The 18,266-nt window shown below is 40.7% G+C and carries 15 protein-coding genes; 8 read left to right on the top strand and 7 right to left on the bottom strand.

Annotated features, from left to right (window positions below):
• Positions 1–22: 22 nt before the first annotated feature.
• The gene (locus CYL31_RS16225) at positions 23–562 is read right to left on the bottom strand and encodes a YceI family protein (RefSeq protein WP_212916210.1); all 540 of its coding nucleotides are present in this window, start codon (positions 560–562) and stop codon (positions 23–25) included.
• A gap of 138 nt (positions 563–700) precedes the next feature.
• Between CYL31_RS16225 and CYL31_RS16220 the strand changes: the two genes are divergently transcribed.
• Positions 701–1,597 carry a LysR family transcriptional regulator gene (locus tag CYL31_RS16220; RefSeq protein ID WP_212916209.1) on the top strand — a complete coding sequence of 299 codons (897 nt, stop codon included), beginning with the start codon at positions 701–703 and terminating at the stop codon, positions 1,595–1,597.
• Between the two features lie 37 nt (positions 1,598–1,634).
• On the opposite strand, the gene CYL31_RS16215 is transcribed toward CYL31_RS16220, so the two are convergent.
• The 3 genes from CYL31_RS16215 to CYL31_RS16205 all read right to left on the bottom strand — a co-directional run bounded on the left by CYL31_RS16215 (position 1,635) and on the right by CYL31_RS16205 (position 5,721).
• Positions 1,635–3,551, bottom strand: coding sequence for a beta-ketoacyl synthase (locus tag CYL31_RS16215; RefSeq protein WP_212916208.1), 1,917 nt, complete (start codon positions 3,549–3,551; stop codon positions 1,635–1,637).
• Between the two features lie 150 nt (positions 3,552–3,701).
• Positions 3,702–4,568: a glucosaminidase domain-containing protein gene (locus tag CYL31_RS16210; protein ID WP_212916207.1), complete on the bottom strand. Its 867-nt coding sequence runs from the start codon at positions 4,566–4,568 to the stop codon at positions 3,702–3,704.
• A gap of 181 nt (positions 4,569–4,749) precedes the next feature.
• Positions 4,750–5,721 carry a glutathione S-transferase family protein gene (locus CYL31_RS16205; RefSeq protein ID WP_212916206.1) on the bottom strand — a complete coding sequence of 324 codons (972 nt, stop codon included), beginning with the start codon at positions 5,719–5,721 and terminating at the stop codon, positions 4,750–4,752.
• A gap of 111 nt (positions 5,722–5,832) precedes the next feature.
• On the opposite strand from CYL31_RS16205, the gene CYL31_RS16200 reads away from it, so the two are divergent.
• From CYL31_RS16200 to CYL31_RS16190, 3 genes are all read left to right on the top strand, one after another.
• Positions 5,833–6,987, top strand: a complete 1,155-nt coding sequence (locus CYL31_RS16200; RefSeq protein ID WP_212916205.1) for a GGDEF domain-containing protein — start codon at positions 5,833–5,835, stop codon at positions 6,985–6,987.
• Positions 6,988–7,478: 491 nt separating this feature from the next.
• Positions 7,479–8,129 (top strand): TetR/AcrR family transcriptional regulator, encoded by a 651-nt coding sequence (locus CYL31_RS16195; RefSeq protein WP_249411612.1) that lies wholly within the window; start codon positions 7,479–7,481, stop codon positions 8,127–8,129.
• A gap of 18 nt (positions 8,130–8,147) precedes the next feature.
• Complete coding sequence (locus CYL31_RS16190; protein WP_212916204.1) at positions 8,148–8,768, top strand: LysE family translocator; 621 nt, start codon at positions 8,148–8,150, stop codon at positions 8,766–8,768.
• Positions 8,769–8,857: 89 nt separating this feature from the next.
• On the opposite strand, the gene upp is transcribed toward CYL31_RS16190, so the two are convergent.
• A complete protein-coding gene (gene upp / locus CYL31_RS16185) occupies positions 8,858–9,514 on the bottom strand; it encodes a uracil phosphoribosyltransferase (protein ID WP_212916203.1) in 657 nt (218 codons plus the stop codon).
• Between the two features lie 292 nt (positions 9,515–9,806).
• On the opposite strand from upp, the gene lon reads away from it, so the two are divergent.
• The gene (gene lon / locus CYL31_RS16180; protein ID WP_212916202.1) at positions 9,807–12,245 is read left to right on the top strand and encodes an endopeptidase La; all 2,439 of its coding nucleotides are present in this window, start codon (positions 9,807–9,809) and stop codon (positions 12,243–12,245) included.
• 150 nt (positions 12,246–12,395) lie between these two features.
• Complete coding sequence (locus tag CYL31_RS16175) at positions 12,396–13,775, top strand: MATE family efflux transporter (RefSeq protein ID WP_212916201.1); 1,380 nt, start codon at positions 12,396–12,398, stop codon at positions 13,773–13,775.
• Between the two features lie 12 nt (positions 13,776–13,787).
• On the opposite strand, the gene CYL31_RS16170 is transcribed toward CYL31_RS16175, so the two are convergent.
• Positions 13,788–14,552 (bottom strand): TlyA family RNA methyltransferase, encoded by a 765-nt coding sequence (locus CYL31_RS16170; RefSeq protein ID WP_212916200.1) that lies wholly within the window; start codon positions 14,550–14,552, stop codon positions 13,788–13,790.
• 121 nt (positions 14,553–14,673) lie between these two features.
• Here CYL31_RS16170 and CYL31_RS16165 point away from each other — a divergent pair, with 121 nt between their 5' ends.
• Positions 14,674–15,510: a sulfurtransferase gene (locus CYL31_RS16165; RefSeq protein WP_212916199.1), complete on the top strand. Its 837-nt coding sequence runs from the start codon at positions 14,674–14,676 to the stop codon at positions 15,508–15,510.
• Positions 15,511–15,587: 77 nt separating this feature from the next.
• Here the strand turns inward: CYL31_RS16165 and CYL31_RS16160 are convergent, their stop codons facing one another.
• A complete protein-coding gene (locus CYL31_RS16160) occupies positions 15,588–15,905 on the bottom strand; it encodes a hypothetical protein (RefSeq protein WP_212916198.1) in 318 nt (105 codons plus the stop codon).
• 525 nt (positions 15,906–16,430) lie between these two features.
• On the opposite strand from CYL31_RS16160, the gene CYL31_RS16155 reads away from it, so the two are divergent.
• The gene (locus CYL31_RS16155; RefSeq protein WP_212916197.1) at positions 16,431–18,254 is read left to right on the top strand and encodes a DUF3413 domain-containing protein; all 1,824 of its coding nucleotides are present in this window, start codon (positions 16,431–16,433) and stop codon (positions 18,252–18,254) included.
• Positions 18,255–18,266 lie beyond the last annotated feature (12 nt).

Genomic DNA, 18,266 nt, shown 5'->3' with positions numbered 1-18,266 from the left:
TGGTGCTTTTTTTCTGAATTGATTATTGGCGAATGCCTTCCACATAAACTTCAATTTCTGTTTTATCTGTTACGCCTGGGATGAAGTAGCTAACGCCAAAATCACTGCGCTGAATAACGGTTTTTGCTTCAAAACCTGCACGGTAACCACCCCAAGGATCTTTCCCTTCTCCAACCTTGTTAACATCAAAGCTAACCGACTTAGTTACGCCGTGTAGAGTTAGATCACCAGTTAAGGTGTTTCCTTCAAATTTGGTGCTTTTAAAGGTCAGTGTTGGGAATTGTTTAACATCTAAAAAGTCAGGGCTACGTAGGTGTTTATCACGAGCATCGTGATTGGTATCGATACTGTCTGCTTTTATCGTCAATGATGCGTTACCTGATTTTCCATCTTCGGCGTATGCAAAATCACCTTCGAATTCATTAAAGCGGCCAACAGTTGTGCTAACGCCCAAATGACCTACTTTAAATACAACACCAGAATGGGCGGGATCAATTTTATAATCTGCTGCCATGGATAGGCTTGATACAAGCATTAATGCACTGATACTAATTATTTTCATTCTTACATTCCTTTACTAGATTCAAAGATGTGCACAGTGTAGATTGTTTTTTTTAATAAATAATCAGCGCTAAAAACAATTCAATATTAACTAAAAAGAAATGATAATAAGGGAACTTTTTATTTTTTGGGGAAGTGAATGGATAAGCTGCAAGCGATGAAGGTGTTTTGCCGTGTTTATGAGGCAGAAAGCTTTAAATTAGCGAGTGACTCTTTAGGGATTTCTCGACCTATGGTGACACGCTATATTAACTCTATTGAAGAGGAGTTAGGGACTAAGCTCTTGCAGCGTAATACTCGTAACATCAGTATCACTCATGCTGGTCGTAAATATTATCAGCACTGCATAGCGATACTTGATGCGATTGAGGAAGCAGAGAGCGAAATTGGCGATTTGACACAAAAGCCAAAAGGGCTGCTGAGGATTAGTGTGCCAATGGATTTTGGTTTATCGCACATTGTGCCTTTACTGGATAGTTTTAGTCGTTTATATCCTCAAATCGAATTGGATATAGATTTTAGTGATAAACGTATCGATATGACGGAATCTGGTGTTGATATTGCGATTAGGGGAGGGGATTTAGGAGGGGATCAATTTGTTGCTCGGCCTCTGTGCTATTCCAAAGGGTTTGTTTGTGCGTCGCCAGATTACATTTTGCAGCATGGAGAGCTTCATCATATAGGAGAGCTAGAAAGTCATTCCTGCCTTTTGTATAGCAATGCGCTCGTGCCAAATCGTTGGTCGTTGATAGACGAAGCCGGTGTTTCTCAAACGGTTTCGGTTTCTGGCGCTTTTACTGCGAATAATGGTGGTGCTTTAACTCGGTTTGCCTTGGCGGGTTTGGGGGTGATTTATCAACCTGATTTTCTGGTAGCAAAGCACATTGAATCAGGTGCGCTGATCAACTTGTTGTCAAAGTATAAGGGCTACGAAATATGCTTTTATGCTATTTATCCACAACGCAAGCTAATGTCTAGGAAGACTCGATTGTTACTAGATTTTTTACAAGACAAACTGGCCAATACAAAATTTTGATAGTGTATTGGCCAGTATCTTAGATTTGAGCTTTTTGTTATTTCAAATCGCTAAACTCATTTTCTATGTTTAGATTTACAGGCATATCATAGCCAGGCAAACGAATTTCTTGATCCGTTATATTAAGCTCTTCACCGCCTAATACGTTGAATCCAAATTTGTAGATAGGAAGCGTTTCACCACGAATAGCGGATTGATTATATTCCTCAGCTGCAGCAACAACATCAGCGTTTTTCGCTTGGTAGTCGCTCATTTGCTCTGCACTGTAGCGCTTGTTTAGCATTTTCATGGTTTGAATTGGAGATAACAAAACAGCTGTTGCGTTATTTCCACCAAAACCTTTTGAGTTTAATAATGCCGCATCAAAATGGTCTTTTCCATAAACCTCGTGCTTGAGTTGGAATTTTAGGCCGTCTTGATAAACGTCATCGGCAACCGCGTTGGATGTTGTGATACCGGGTAAAATGCCGTCTTTCCACACGCCTAAAGATAAGTGCAACTGATCGCCACCTGCAGTACCTTGAGAGTGGCCTAGGAAAGCTTTCATGGCTACAACTGGCATATCGGTTGCACCAAAGCTAGTCGCCGCTTTGCTTAGTACGTGAGATTCAGTGATACGGTTTTGCGGTGTGCTGGTACCATGTGCTTGAATGAAAGTACGCTGCGTTAAGCCGTCATTACCTATGATATTTTGCAGGTAAGCCATGGCTTTACTCATGGTTAAATAGTTGCCAATACCTGGCGCTGAAATGGATTTTTTATGTCCATCTGCATGTGAAAATACCGCTGGGATAGCTCCAAATATTTCAGCGCCTAATTCAATGGCAAGTTCATCATCCATCAGAAGTGTCCATTGACTAGATTCTCCAATGGTAAAACCACAGTTCTGAGCAAATGGTCGGCAGCTGCGGGTATGGTCTGGTTCTTCTTGATTTGTTATCTCGTCCAGAGCAAGCAGAGCGGTATCTTCTGCTAAGGCACCCATTGTTCTGAAGCCTTCGATAATTTCGGGGGTGATCGGAGCATCACTGCCGCCAACCATTGCCACGCGAAATTTTCCACTCTTAATGCCGTCGATAGCTTTTTCTAGGTTGAAAAAATACGTTGCACAGGCACCAATTGCAGTACCGACATTGCCAACGCTGCCTAAAATGTAAGCATTTACAAAGTCTGCTGGCATTTGAGCATAACCAAGAGGCAAATGTTTCGATGTTGTGCGTTTACCCATTAGGGCAGATTTGAGCATACCGCCAAATCCTAAGTCGTCCATTTGACCAATTGAGTTGGCAGCGTAAACCGCCATTTGATCTGGGGCGACTTTGCTGCGAATGGTTTCCCAATCAATGCCGCTACTTTTAATAGCATCTGACGCACCATAGACAGTCATTTGTAGGCCGCGAGGATGATTTCGACTTTGATACAGCTTAGATGGATCAAAGCCAGTGGGTAGTTGTCCTGCAGCTTTTACAGAAAGAGGGCGAGTGTCTTTTATAAAAGTTTCTAGATTACCGTCAACAACGACTTCGCTTAGGGTGTCTGAAAGCTCTGTTACTTGCCAATTTGTAGGGCGATCATTTGGAAGAGAGCGTGTTTTGATAGTAAAGCTGAGTTTTTCTTCGCTGTGACTTGACTGTAGTGTTGTGGATTTGTGTAAAACCACATGGTCAACATCAAATAAACTAGGGTGAATACGACGAATTAAGGTGCGAGCAAGAAGAGACTCTCCGATGCTGTCAATAAGTGCGGCGGCATCTAGTGCTTCCCCACCATTAGTATACCAAAGGCCATTTTTGTGCTCGGCCATGTTGGTAATAGTGGCAAGATCGAGTAAAACATCCTGCTGGATTGAGCTTGGAAGAAGATCAAAGACAATTCGGCGATATGCTTGATGTGAAGAGGTACGACCAGCCGAATTGATTCCGCCAAAGCCAACAATAACAGGTAAACGGGCCAATTGAATTTCCTCGTTTGATGAGTGGGTGAAATATTACGGTATTGTAATGAAGGGGGTAACGCTTAGCCACCCCACATAAAGTAATTTCGTAACAATAAGTTGCATTTTATTACATTTTTATCTTCTTTGAGCTTTGAATATTGTTATTGGTTATGGTTGCTCTGGTTTTGGCTGAGAGCGATTAAAGCGCCAAAGTTTGTTGTAATTGATTAAGCCTTCTATTTCTTCTACGTAGGCTTGGCCTCGTTCTGAATAGTGTTCTAAACCATGAACAAGGGCAAGACCAGTGACGACTTGTTTATCTTTTCTTAGCTGCGCACGAGAGGCTCTGAGTTTTTTGTAAGCGGCATTAGTGTTTAGGTTATCAATATAGGCAAACACAGACTCGCGGGCATCATTGAATTTTCGCACTTCATGATCGGCATCTTCGTTTCTTGATTCTGGGACTAAGCCACAGCCTTTTCTAAAGCACCATTGGCCAAAGTAGTTGTTGCCTTGCGTGGCAAAACGAGATGTTCCCCATGCAGATTCATTGGCAGATTGTGCTAAAACCAGTGAGGCTGGAATGATGTCGATGCGATTAAGTAATGCTTTTATGTCGTCTTTTGTGTAACTCTCAAGTTTTTTAAGCTTATGATTTTGACGAAGTGTAGAAATCCATTTTTTGTTTTTTGCTGATAGTTTTTTATTACTAGCAAGCAGGGCGTTCAAGCGTTCACGGTCTTTTAAAATAAGACTGTTTTTTTCATTTATAAAAGGGGTTAAGTAATCAAAGAAGGCTTTTTTACGTTCTTTGACATCTGCTATTGCAGAAAAGTCAGGAGCGTTTTTCTGAATCGGATGTGATTTAAAGTAGTTCTTTTCGTCTGATGTCGCTTCACCTGATTCATCGTATTGGGAGCTTGTTTCTGATGACTCATCCATGATGTCGTCGATATCATTTTTAAATGGGCCAGCTTTTATCCACAAAATAAATATTAGTGCAAAAGAGATAGTCCAGAGTATTTTCTTTTCCATAAATAGCCACAAGTCTCAAATATTTATATTTTTCAGTAAGCATTACAAAGCAAGCAATAGCTAACTAAAGGGGTGCGCAGATAAAAAAGTGAGCCCATTATCCTTAAAAAGAGCTCACTTTAATAGACTTTAACTCAGGCTTCTTGAATTTGCCTTAATTCCTTTTTTACTTAATTGATGTTTAAGGAAATAATTTAGCGGGCCCCATTGGAACCACTTGAGTTGGGTTGATTGTTTTGTGGCTGTAGTAATAATGTCGTTTGATGTGTTGTAGGTTTACTGTGCTTGCAATACTAGAAGTGTCGTACAGGCGCTTTAAAAAAACGTTGAGGTTTGGGTAGTCTAGAATACGCTTCATATTACATTTAAAGTGCCCGAAGTAGACTGCGTCAAAGCGAATGAGCGTTGTAAAAAGACGCCAGTCTGCTTCGGTTTGCTCTTCTCCTAATAAATAAGTGCGAGTCGTTAATCTTTCTTCTAAAAACTCCAAAGTATCGAAAAGTGGCGTTAGAGCCTCTTCGTAAGCTTCTTGAGTCGTTGCAAAGCCGCACTTGTAGACACCATTATTGACTGTATTGTAAATGCGTTCATTTAGTTGATCTATTTCTTCTGCTTTATCATTTGGATAAAAATCTAAGTTGTTATGAGTTATTTCATTAAATGCACGATTAAAAATACGGATGATTTCTGAAGATTCGTTGGAGACAATAGTATGGCGTTCTTTGTCCCATAGAATAGGTACAGTGACTCTGCCGCTGTAATCTGGCTTGGCTTTGGTATAAAGCTGATGGGCAAAATCAAAATGGTGTAATGGATCCCCTATACTAATGTTGGGATCTATAAAGTTATCGTCTTGCTTGAATTCCCAGCCATTATCAAGCATATCGGGATGAACACAGCTAATGCTAATGATGTTTTCTAGTTGTTTTAATTTAATAAAAATCAGTGCGCGATGTGCCCAAGGGCAGGCAAGAGAGACGTACAGGTGGTAGCGGCCAGTTTGAGCAGGGAAATGGTTCGGGTTGTTTTGATCGTATTCGTGTTTGGGATAGATCCAGTTTCTGAACTCGGATTCGCTGCGTACAAATTTTCCGTTGTTCGCTTTGGTGTCATACCACTGATCGGTCCACTGCCCATCTACAAGTAATCCCATTGTGTTTTCCTTTTGGTTTAGAATTCACGTTATTATTAATGAAATTGAATCGCTTTCGGGGCAATATATTGGTCGTATTTAATCGAATGATTCGATGGGTTTGATATTTCTATGTCTGAACGTTTAGGTTCACTGTTAGTTCCATGCTGCATTTTACTAGTGAGTGTTTATGCTAGTTTGTATGTTGGCTTGTTGCCACCTTTGTGGTTTAGCCTGTTACCGTTACTTCCTCTTATTTTTGCTGGTATCGCAATTTTACTCGCTTGGCATTTTAATAAAGGTCGAGTGTTAATCCTTGTGTTGCTACTTTTGATTCCAAAGCTTTATGGTGATTCAGACCAAGCTGCATCATTGACTGCTTATTTGGTTGTCTCTTGTTTTTGTATTGCTTTATTGGGCTTTGTGCCTGAGCGAGGTTTTTTTAATCGTTTTGCGGTTAATCGAATCCTCTTCGTGTTGATGCTACTTTGCTGGTGTTATGCCATTGAACGAAGCTGGGTGTCTTTTGCTTTTTTAGATTATGCTTTTTTAAGTAGCAGTGTAAGTTGGTCGACTGTTTTATTGTGGAGTGTCTTGATTGTCAGTGCCCTGGCAATTGGTCTGGCTTGGTGGCTAAGCGGTGACACCTTTCGAGCAAGCGGTCTGATAAGTATTGTCAGTTTACTGATTATCAGTCATTTTGTTTCCTCAAGAAATCAGTTTGATGCTTTATTGTCAGCACAGTTTTTATTGTGGATTTGGTTTTTGCTGATGGAAAGTCATCGCATGGCTTATTTAGATGATATGACTAAATTACCTGGTAGGCGTGCTTTGAATGAGCAGCTTGTCGGACTGTCTAAGCACTATGCAATTGCCATGGTCGATGTAGATCATTTTAAAAAGTTTAACGACACTTATGGGCATGACATGGGCGATAAAGTGCTTAAAAGTGTTGCCTCTCAGTTGAAGCAGTTTTCGAGCCCTGGAAAGGCGTTTCGTTTCGGTGGTGAAGAATTTACTATTGTGTTTCGAGGTAAGCGCCTTACTGAGGTTGAAGATGTTCTAGAATTGATTCGAGAAAGTATCGAAGACGCTTTGGTTGAGGTGTTTGATCCTAAAAAGAAACAAGAGATAGGGGTGAATGTTACAGCCAGTGTTGGTGTGGCTTTTGCTACTATTGGTGAATCTCCAGATTCAGTCCTAAAGAGAGCGGATGAAGCCTTGTATCAGTCTAAAAAGAAAGGAAGGAACCGCGTTTCCAAATCTCCATCTCCAAAAAACGTCTAAATCTTTAAAAAAACTGATCGATCGGTCAGTTTTTTTGCTCTCATCTATTGCACTGTAAAATCAGCTGTCTATAATCCTTATATAGATTTTATAAAAGACTGTATTTATTTGTTTGAATCATCTGATTCAATTTCTAGAAGTGTTAATACTTAGAAGTTAGTAGAGTCTTTTCGGTTTACTGTACAAGTAACCAACGATGGTAATTGCCATCGATCAAGAACATTGATGTACGCTGAATTTTATTGGTTTTGCGTCTCAATTACAGCGCCAACGTGGTGTAGCAGTTAGCCTAATGACGAATGCCTATAGTCATTAACGTCTCTGCTACGAGGGGAAATGGGGAGCTTCGGCTCCCTTTTTTTATGCTGATTTTTCTTATTTCTTCGTGCCGATTCTAAAGGATGTTATCCTTCATCTGTATTGCGCAGGATGGTAAGACAATACAAAAACATTCCCCCTTTAGTAACATGTTGATCAGCGAGGCTTCACCCTTGACCGAAGTAAAACGACCAAAAGATCAGTTGAAAGCGCATATCCGAGCTCAAAACCAAACGCTCATTTTAGAAACCTCGGAGCGTGTTTTTGCACGACAAGGTCTGGCTAAAACCACAACTCAGATGATTGCTGATGAAGCTGGTCTGCCAAAGGCCAATGTTCATTACTACTATCGCTCTAAAAAAGACCTTCTAGAAGCGGTATTAGAGCGCATTCTTCGTCTTTGGTTAGATTCCGTCAGCGAGTTTAATGTTGAAGAGGGGCCTAAGCACAATCTGACGCGCTACATTAGTGAAAAAATAGATCAATCCCGTACTAATAAAAATGCCTCAAAGATTTTTGCAATGGCGTTAATTGGCGAAGAAGTTTTTGTCTTAGATTATCTTAAAAGTTTATTTGTTACTGAGTTAAGTCGTGAAAAAGCGACCATTCAGGTTTGGGTGGATAAAGGCTTGATGTGTCCTGTTTCAACAGAACATCTATTTATTAGTATTTGGGCGATGACTCAGACTTACGCAGATTTTGATGCGCAAGTTAAAATAATGCTGCAGAAAGATGAGTTAGAAGAAAGTGACTATGAAGAAGCAAAGCAGTTTATTACTAGAATGGTGTTAGCTGGTTGCGGTGTTGTTGAGCAACCGTTGTAAATTGATGGAGAGCTAGGCATGACATTAGAAAGCGGAATTACGTTTTTTCTCGCTATTTTTATTTTTGGCATTACTCCAGGCCCTGGGATTTTTGCGATTTTGGCAAGAAGTATTTCTAGAGGTGCGAGAGCGAGTTTTTCTCTAAGCCTTGGTATGGTAATGAGTGATATCGTTTATTTAGTGATGGCGTGTTACGGTTTGGCGGCTATTGCAGCGGCTTGGGAAGAGGTATTTCTTGTCATACGTTATGCTGGTGCCGCTTACCTTATTTATTTGGGATGGAAAATGTGGGTGTCGCCAGTTTCAACAATGTCTTCGGGTGATAATCTACAAGAAGCGAATAATGAGATCGCGAGCTTTGTCCAAGGTTTTATGATTTCAGCTTCTAACCCTAAAGTTATACTCTTTTATGTCGCTTTTCTGCCGACATTTATGGATTTAACTGTTTTAAGTGCGATGGATATAGTGTTTGCGTCGCTTCTTACTTTTGTGGCGTTGTTACTTGGTTTGACTGCGATTTCTATTGGCGCTTCTCAGGCAAGACGTTTCATGAAGTCTGAGCGTTCTATGAAAACATTGAATAAAACGGCGGGTGGCATCATGGCAAGTGCTGGTGCGTTTTTGGCTCTTAAGAGTTAGCAGTTATAATTTTTTGCTCGCTTCTTAATAACAAAAAAGCCGCCTTTTTATGCAATTAAAAGACGGCTTTTTATTTGCTTTTTAAATGATTAGCGCGTGCCGTAAATTCGGTCGCCAGCATCGCCAACACCTGGACGAATGTAAGCGTGCTCGTCAAGACCACGGTCAATTGAACCAATGTACATGGCAACGTCTGGGTGTGCTTCTTTAAATGCTTCAATGCCTTCTGGCGCAGCAAATAGGCAGATGAAGCGAATATCTGTTGCACCCATTTCCTTCATTTTGTCGATGGCCATAATAGCTGAGTTGCCCGTTGCTAGCATTGGGTCAACCACAATAATGGTACGTTCATTCACTGAATGTGGCATTTTTAGGTAGTATTCAACAGGCTGTTTTGTTTCCGGGTCGCGATACAAGCCAACGTGACCTACACGTGCACTAGGCGACAATTTTAGTACGCCCTCTGCAAGTCCATTACCTGCTCTCATTATTGTCACAATACAAAGCTTTTTGCCCTTTAGAACTGGGCACATGGCTTTTTCTAAAGGTGTTTCAATTTCAACGTCGGTTGTTTCTAGATCGCGCGTAGCTTCGTAGCCAATCAATGTCCCTAGCTCTTCTACTAACATACGAAATTCACGGGTACTGGTGTTCTTATCGCGAAGACTGGTTAATTTGTGTTTAACAAAAGGGTGTTTAATCACAAATATATCGTTGTAAGCCTTAAGGAGTTCATCGCGGGTCATTAGCCTTTCCTTTTTTGTAACTCTGGGTCGAGAGTGTGAAATTGAGCGAGTTCTACATTTATCATGGTCCTTATAATAACACTAAGTCGGAATAGGCCAAATAACTAATCCTGTCCTATGGGTTAGTTTGTTTCTTGAAGTGAGTAAGCATTTGGGAAAGTCGCCTATGGTATTGTTTTCGGCAATATCGTCATTACATAAGGTGTATCCATAGAAAAATGCCAATAAAAAATTGTCATAGACATTTCTAGCGTCATTTTTACAAAAATACATATTTATTGAGAAGTTTATTATGAGTGATGACGAACAATACTTAGATGCACAAGAAGACCAAGTAGAAGTAACAGAAGAAGATGGTGTTGTGATTAGTGACCCAAGAGGTCTTGCTCTTCCTGATGATGTTTTACCTGAAACGTTGTTTATCTTACCTATTTCAAGCCGCCCATTTTTTCCAGCACAGGTTCAACCCGTTATGGTTGATGCCGAGCAGTGGGAGGATACGCTAGAGCGAATCGCAGAACATCCTCAAGCGGTTGTTGGCCTAGTTTATGCGGACAAGAAAACGAAAAAAGCACCTTCAGTTGACGAATTTCGTTCAATTGGCTGTGTTGCAAGAGTACATAAAGCCGAGAAGCAAAACGATAAGTTGACCTTTTTGGCTCAAGGTGTAAAGCGTTTTGAAGTGATAGAATGGTTAAGTGAAGAAGCGCCTTATTTGGCTCGCGTTCGTTACATTAATGATGTGAAGTCCAATGACGATGAGTCGAAAGCTTATTCCATTGCCATTCTAGATGCGATTAAACAACTGATTCGTTTAAACCCTTTGTTTAGCGAAGATTTAAGACAGTATCTAGGTCGATTCTCATTTAATGAATCGGGCTTGTTGGCAGACTTTGCTGCATCTATTACCTCTGCGGATTCGGAAGATTTGTATGATGTATTGGCTACTATTCCGGTAAATGCTCGTATGCATTTAGCGCTTACCTTGCTGAGAAAAGAGCTTGAAATTGCGCGCTTGCAGAATGAGATTAGCGCCGAAGTGAACGATAAAATAAGTAAGCATCAGCGAGACTTTTTCCTAAAAGAGCAATTGAAAATCATCCAGAAAGAGCTGGGTATTTCAAAAGATGACCGCACTTCTGATGTCGAAACATTCGAGGCTCGCTTAGAAGGTAAAACCTTACCTAAAGCCGTGAATGATAAAATTCAAGAAGAGCTTCATAAACTGAGTATTCTTGAAACAGGTTCTCCTGAGTACGGCGTGACGCGTAATTATTTAGATTGGGCGACGTCTTTACCATGGGGGGTTCACTCAAAAGATAACTTGGATATTAAATTAGCCCGTGAGGTTCTGGAATCTCATCATGCAGGTCTTGGCGACATAAAAGACCGCATTGTTGAATTCTTAGCTTTGGGTGCGCACCGCGGCGAAATGGGCGGCAGCATTTTACTGCTGGTCGGTCCTCCTGGGGTTGGTAAAACGTCCATTGGTAAGTCTATTGCGGAGTCTCTAAACCGTAAGTTCTATCGCTTTAGTCTTGGCGGCATGCGAGATGAGGCCGAAATAAAAGGCCATCGTCGTACCTATATTGGCGCTTTGCCGGGTAAATTCGTTCAAGCACTAAAAGATGTCGAGGTAGAAAATCCTGTCATCATGTTGGATGAAATCGATAAAATTGGCTCTTCTTTCCAAGGTGATCCAGCGTCTTCCTTATTGGAAGCCCTTGACCCTGAGCAAAATGTTGAGTTTCTCGACCACTATTTGGATATGCGTATCGATCTATCTAAGGCGTTGTTTATTTGTACGGCAAATCAGTTAGATACGATCCCTGCGCCTTTGTTAGATCGAATGGATGTTATTCGGTTGTCTGGTTACATTGGTGATGAAAAACTAGCAATTGCTAAGCAGCATTTATGGCCTAAATTGCTAAAGAAAAACAAGTTGATGAAGAAGCAGTTGAATATCACTGATGCTGCGTTACGTCATATTATTGAGCATTATGCTCGTGAGGCAGGGGTTCGTGGTTTAGATAAACTATTGCAAAAAGTCTTGCGCAAGAGTGTTGTTGAGTTAATGACTGGCGAAAAAGAGCACATCAATGTTGGTGTGAAAGACGTCGAGACGTTATTGGGGATGCCTTATTTCCGACCTGAGAAAACATTACAAGGCGTTGGTGTGGTGACTGGCTTGGCTTGGACTTCTATGGGCGGAGCGACGTTGCCAATTGAAGCCAATAAAGTCCATGAACTAACACGTGGCTTAAAACTCACTGGTAAACTCGGTGATGTAATGAAAGAGTCTGCTGAGATCGCGTATTCCTACGTTTTTTCTCATGCAAAGAGTTATCAAAAACATCCAGAATTCTTTGATAAAAGTTTAGTGCATTTGCATGTTCCTGAAGGCGCTACGCCAAAAGATGGGCCAAGCGCGGGTATTTCCATGGCGACGGCATTATTGTCCTTAGCGAAAGGGGAGCCGGTTCGACGTGGGTTGGCTATGACGGGTGAATTGACGCTCACCGGTCAGGTTTTAGCGGTTGGTGGTATCCGCGAGAAAATAATCGCAGCTAAGCGTAGTAAAATTAGTGAGGTAATTTTACCTGAGCCAAATCGTCGTGATTTTGAAGAATTGCCTGAATCTGTCAAAGATGGGATGACGGTGCATTTTGCCGAACGCTTTGTCGATGTTGAAAAAATCGTTTTTAATCGATCAAATAACGATCTTCATTAGGTTATCCACAATGTAAGCATTTTCTCAAATCGTCATACATGAGAAAATACCTGACCGGACAAGTGCTTGCTTGTCCGGTTTTTTATTTTTGGGCGCGTTTTTTTGCGTTTTATTGTCGCGCGGTCAATGCGTCATTTTTAGGGGAAACAAATGCCTGGTCCGGGAAAGCTTACAGAAGGTTCAACCTTTAAACATGTCGTTAGCATGTCAGCCACCGGTGCGTTTGGTCTAATGTGCATGTTTTTGGTCGATTTGGTCGACATGCTTTTCCTTTCTATGTTGGGCGAGAAGGAAGCGGTAGCTGCTGTAGGTTTTGCTAGCACCATCATGTTTTTTACCATCTCTTTGAGCATTGCTGTTTCTATTGCGGCAACAGCTTTGGTATCAAGAGCTGTTGGTGAAGGACAGATCGAGTTAGCTAAACGTCGTGCAGTCAATGTGCTGGCGTTTGGTATTTTCTTTTCGACCGGAGTTGTCTGGCTTTTATGGCCTAATATTCCTCATATCCTTTTGTATATTGGTGCCACAGGGCGAACTCTCGATTTAGCAACAGGGTATCTGCAGATCTTGGTCATCGGCATGCCTGCGGTCATGATTGGCATGATTGGCTCTGGCATTATGCGAGCGCTAGGCGATGCCCGTCGTGCCATGTACGCCACCATGGTTGGTGGTTTGGTCAATGCGCTATTGGATCCTATTTTTATTTTCGCTTTCGGGTTGGGCGTGCAAGGCGCGGCCATAGCCTCTTTGATTGCGCGTTTTTCCATGGTTGCTGTGTCGTATTATGGCGTGGTTCATATCCATAAGATGCTTGGCGAATTTGATTTAATGGACTTCTTCAAAGACGTTAAATCGATTTCTATGATCGCCATTCCTGCCATGTTAACGAATATGTCCTCGCCGTTAGCAAATGCTATTGTGATGGAGCATACAGCGTCGTTTGGCGATGATGCTGTAGCGGCTGTGGCCGTTATTGGGCGAATTATTCCTGTGGTGTTTGGTGGAATATTTGCTTTATCTGGCGCTGTTGGGCCTATACTGGGTCAGAATTATGGGGCAGGGCGCTTTGACAGAATGCACAGTGCGATCAGTAGTGCCGTGGTTTATGCTCTAGGTTATTGCCTCGTCTTGTGCTTCTGCCTTTATCAAATGCAAGATTGGCTGGTATCAGTATTTCATGCCTCTCAAGGAAGCGCAGATCTGATTCGGTTTTTTGCTACTTTTGTGTCTTTTAGCTTTTTCTTTCAGAGTCTATTGTTTATTGCGATTGCTGTTTTTAATAATCTTGGTAAACCCTTGAATAGCACCTTGTTGAATTTTGGTCGCGCAACATTAGGTACATGGCCACTGATTACCATTTTCTCTCTTTTTATGGGGGCAGAGGGGATACTTTTCGGACAAGCCGTTGGATCCGTTATCTTTGGTTGTTTGGGTTTTTATATGGCTAGAAACTACATTACAGAGCTGGAAGAGAAAGAGGCTCGTGAAATCTTGCCTACAAATAATCACAGTTATGATGAAATAATTTAAAAACTTTCTCTTTTAACCTTCTGCCTTAATAGCCCAGAGTAAAAACTCTTGATTACCGTCACCACCTTTTATTGGGCTTTCTATATAGCACTTCACTTCGAATCCTAATGAAGTGACAAAGGCTTTTATGTCTTGCTCAAGCCGATTTACACGCTGCTTGTCTTTTACTATTCCACCTTTGCCAATGAATTCTTTTCCTACTTCAAATTGAGGTTTTACTAATGTAATCAGGTGGCCTGCTTCACTTAGTAAATTTGGTAGCTGAGGCAAAATTTTAGTCTGCGATATAAAAGAAACATCCATGACGACAAGATCAAAACCGTTTGCTGGAAAGTGTTCATTTAGATCGTTAATGCTCAAGTTTCGAGCATTAATTCCTTCTAGGCAGGTTATATTGTGATTATTACGCAGGCTAGGGTCTAGTTGTCCGTGTCCTACCTCAACTCCGACAACATGCGCTGCGCCATGCTGAATTGCACAATCACTAAAGCCACCGGTAGATTGGCCGATATCTAATACAAGGAAACCTTCGATATTTAGTTGTGTATGTAACAAAGCACCTTCAAGTTTCAAAGCACCACGGGAAACGTATTTGTCGGCTTTGTCTGAGGTTACGGTCAGCTCAATGTCTGATGGCAGTTTTATGCTAGGCTTGGTGGCTTTTATCCACTTTTCGTTTTGTTTGTATGAGACTCGTCCTTCACTGATAAAGGTTTGTGCTTGCGAGCGAGATTTGGCAAGGCCTTGCTCGGTAAGAATTAGGTCGATACGTAACATAGAAAACTCAGTAGTAAGATAATTGTCGCGAATGTTAGCAAAAAATGAATAATCAAAGTAGATTTAAAAGAAACAGAAAGGGTCTGTTTTATGACCACTGACGATTGTCTGAGGAAAGCCTGTGCTATTAAAAACACTGATTAATACAAATGAACTGGCCCTATTGCTTGGGCAGCCGAATGTGGTTGTTTTAGATTGTCGGTTCTATTTGACCGATCATGCTAAAGGTAAATCGGAATACGATAACGGTCATATTCCTGGCGCTATTTTTGTGGATGTTCATCATGAGTTGGCAGCACCAGAGACGGAATTGACTGGTCGACATCCTCTACCGGACGAAGTCGTTTTTTCAGAGAAATTACAGGCTTGGGGAATAGATCTCAATACTCAAGTTGTTGTATACGACGATATGGGCGGGGCGATTGCTGCACGCGCCTGGTGGATGCTTAGCCAGCAAAATATTGATGTACGTGTTTTAAATGGTGGCTTTCCTGCATGGTTGAGAGAGGGTAGAGATGTTTCATTGACTCCAGTCATAGCAAAAGCGTCATCTAATAGAGTTGAGGTTTCATTTCCTTGGGCGATTAGTGAGCAAGCGATAGTTGAAAACTTTGAGACGAATCAATTTCAGCTGGTGGATGCTAGAGCGTCAGATCGGTTTAATGGTGAAAATGAAACCATGGATCCTATTGCTGGGCATATTCCTGGGGCGATTAATCGTCCATTCTCAGATAACTTAGATGCAGATGCTTGTTTTAAACCTGCGGAACAATTGCATGTAGAGTGGCAAGACTGGTTATCCGGTAGTAGTGATACGTATGTATATTATTGTGGATCCGGTGTGACGGCTTGTCATAATGTCTTGGCATTAAATTATGCAGGCATAGAAGCAAAGCAAGTTTATGTTGGGTCGTGGAGTCAATGGTCGAAAAGAATGCTGCGAGCGGTTGCATTGTGATAATGTTTTTTTAGTGCCATCCATGCCGATAAACTTAGCCTCTTTAATAGAGGCTAAGTGACGTAGTAAGGCACATGTTATTTCGGAGTTGTACCCGCCATGAAAATTTGTACTTGTTGATGTGTCTCCCCCCAAATGTGTGATTTAACTGCAAGTAGGAAGTGCTCCGCTTCTTTTAGTGTCACAATACCATCCATTAATTTGATGCCTATGCCTTCTTGTGTGAAGAAAAAATGCCAAGTGTGTTTGTCTATGATGGCTTCGCCTTCGCCATTATCATAGCTGACTTGCTGAAAAGGGTAATCACTGGGAATAAAGCAGGAAAGCTCTTGTCCTGATTCGCCATAGTTAAGATCAGGGATATAGCCTTGACGATCTACCAGTTCAAACTTCATATAGAACTCCTTGTTTTTTATTAAGATTAGCTGTGGTGTTCTCGATTTGCTGTATTTCTTGATGTAATTAATGAAAAAAGCGCATTTTGGCGTTTTTAATTATGGTGCAAACTGTAAAATAGCCTCTTTAGAGCGTAAATTCTATCTTTAAAGTCAAAAGGTGATCTGAATGAAAATAGCTATGCTAGGAGCTGGCTATGTTGGTTTTTCTAGTACTCCGTTAATAGCAAAGTGTAATGAGCTCGTCGCCTTGGACATTGCCTCTTAGAGGGTCTATATACTTAATAAGAAGCCGTACTTTCATTTAAAGATGACGGGTTGAGAATCACTTGGCTGAGTAAAAATTATTTCTTATAACTGCAATACGTTAGTAATTTATGAAGCTATATCAGAGTAATGTAGCTAACCGAGTCATGGATGATGTACTTGATATGAAAAATGAAGTCTAGAAAAATTTAATTGTTATAGGCGATTGATTACAGACTAGCTTTTTTATTTTTTAATAAAATTATTTGGTTTTATAGCATGGCTCTTGGTAATAAACGTTCAGTTTTTGGTTATTTTCTAATAATAAACATACTTTTCTCTATTCTTTTGGCTATAAGATATTTTTTATTTTTGCCTGAGTTTCCTGCTGATGTCTTAGGTGCTTCTTTTATTGTCACGAGCTTAATCGGGCAGATGGCGTTACTCGGTGGAATATTGGGGTTATTTGCCTTTTTTTTGGTCTTTTTACCTAGAAAACTTTTTTATCTGGTAGCTGGTTTTTTAGCGTCTGCATCCTTGTTTTTGCTGTTGATTGATACCTTTGTGTTCGCCCAATATCGCTTCCATATCAATGAAGTTGTTCTTAAATTAGTGTTATCCGGTGATGTGGTTGATTTTTCTATTATTACTTGGTTTGTTGCCGCTGTTAGTTTTTTGGCTATATTTTTAATTGAATATGCACTACTAAACTTTCTAAGTGCTAGATCTGCTACTTGGATTAAAAAAAGATATTTCGCCTGCTTGTTTATCTTGTGTTTTTTTGCGAGTAATTTTATTCATATATGGGCCGCTGCGAATGCTTACCAACCCGTTACAATAAGCAAAAGCTATCTACCTTTATTTCAGCCTGCGACGGCAAATAATTTGATGCGTCAATACGGCTGGATTGATGAGGAGGCACTGAAGCGGCAAAAAGTATTGTCTTTAAAAGTGGCTAGTAACCTTAATTATCCAATTGGAAGACTTAATACTGTTGCTGTTGATAAACCCGTGAATATCATGTTTTTGGTGGTTGATTCATGGCGTTTTGATACTTTTAATGCTGATAATACTCCTAGCATGTGGGCTTATGCTCAAAATGGTGCTTCTTTTGAAAATCATATATCTACTGGGAATAATACTCGTACTGGGATTTTTGGTCTTTTTTATGGTCTACCAGGGACATATTGGCAAAGCATACTGTCGAATCAAAAATCACCTGTTTTTATTGATCGCCTTCAGGCGTTGGACTATCAGCTAGGTATTTTTACTTCGGCTTCGTTGACTGATCCTGAATTTAATCAAACTGTCTTTACTAAAGTGAATGACTTGCGTTTAAGGTCAGAAGGGCGTTCACCTGCTGAAAGAGATGGCAAGCTGACGGAAGATTGGTTGCAATGGTATCAGCACAGAGATAAATCTAAACCTGTATTTTCATTTCTTTTCTATGATGCTCCGCATGGTTACGATTTTCCGAAAGATTACGGAAAAAAATACGAGCCAATGCTAAGTGAAGTGAATTACTTGACTCTCAATAATGATACAGATCCAACATTGTTTATGAATAGATATAAGACAAGCGTTCATTATGTGGATGATTTAGCAAAAAAAGTGTTGGATGAGTTAAAAACAACGGGAGATGCAGATAATACGGTTGTAATTATAACTGGTGATCATGCGCAAGAACTGAATGACAATAAACTAAACTATTGGGGGCACAACAGTAATTTTACGCCAGCGCAAACACATGTACCATTTGTTATGGTTGGACCTAATATTGGAAGGCTAAAAGAAGGTTTAGGCTCTATAACCAGTCATGAAGATGTTGTTCCGACGTTAATGAAAAACTATCTTGGCGTTACCAGTTCCTTAGATACTTATTCGGTAGGTATTGATCTTTTAGGTGAAAGTGAGGAACGAGATTGGGTGTTGTCTTCAAGTTATGCTAGTTATGCCTTGATTACTCATGACAGTATTTTAGAGGTTGGGGCGAGTGGACAATATAAAATCTATGATTTAACCAATCGGGTGAAAAAAGGTGCCGAACCTAATTATGTATTTTTAAAAGATGCACTGGATAGTGTGAGTCGGTTTAGGAAATAATTAACGCACTGT

This window comes from Marinomonas sp. A3A (assembly GCF_018336955.1).
Lineage (GTDB): Bacteria > Pseudomonadota > Gammaproteobacteria > Pseudomonadales > Marinomonadaceae > Marinomonas > Marinomonas lutimaris.
This window is presented reverse-complemented; position numbering and strand designations above follow the sequence as displayed.